The sequence below is a fragment of the Paraburkholderia sp. J63 genome (genome assembly GCF_905220245.1).
Classification (GTDB): Bacteria; Pseudomonadota; Gammaproteobacteria; order Burkholderiales; family Burkholderiaceae; genus Paraburkholderia.
Window position 1 is genome coordinate 1 of the sequence record NZ_CAJMZF010000146.1, and the last position, 780, is coordinate 780.

The following is a 780-nucleotide window of genomic DNA, read 5'->3' on the forward strand; positions in this document are numbered from 1 at the left end:
AGCTGGTCGATGACCCCGGAAAAGCTGGTCGCCCGGATCAACCGGAAGCTGTTGAGCATGGTCGCCCAGGCTGCGGTGTAGTCGGTGAAGTAACGCGTGCGCAGGCGCTCGCGGAGAGCGTCGGCGTCGCGCTTCGCATCGAGCGCGGTACGTGCCGCGCCCACCGCCCCTTCGACAACCGAGGCGCTCACCTGGGCGGCCGGCTGGTCGCCGCTCAGCACCCAGTCTCCCTCGACGTGCTGGTCCTTCGCGGCGTCGTCGATCGCCTTCCCGATCACCCCCTCCCACGCCGCACGCGTGAAGATGCCCGGTACGGTCTGCGTGGTCGTGAAGAGACCATGTGCGTCGGTCCCGGCGAGCAGCGTCGCGAGCGAAATGTCGGCGTACCTGCCGCGCGCTTCGTCGAGGACTCTCTGGTAGAGCACGTCATCGCTCGCAGACAGTCCGATCTGGTTCACCAGCGTCGAGCGCATCTGCGTGACGAGCGGCATCGACGCACTGATGCGCCAGTCGGGATGCGCCTTGAGGTGGCTGACCCAGAAGCCTGCAAGTCGCTGCGAAGTATCGAGCCACTCACCCGGGCGCATGCCGGCGGGCGCTGGCCAGACGGCCAGCAGTTGCGACTTGAGGAACGGCGCGTCCGTCCGTGCTGGCGCGACGAGCATCAGGTACGCCTTGAGCCGGTTGTAGGCGAGCTGCTGCGCGTCGTGGCTCTGCTGCTCGTCGGCGCGAACCTGCGAAAGCTGCCCGAGTTGCGCCTCCAGCGCCGCCAGGGCGGGC

General features: G+C 68.3%; 1 protein-coding gene. It reads right to left on the bottom strand.

Annotation, left to right across the window (positions count from 1 at the left end):
• On the bottom strand, positions 1–780 hold a 780-nt coding region (locus U5775_RS38885), incomplete at both ends, for an ImcF-related family protein (RefSeq protein ID WP_322063430.1).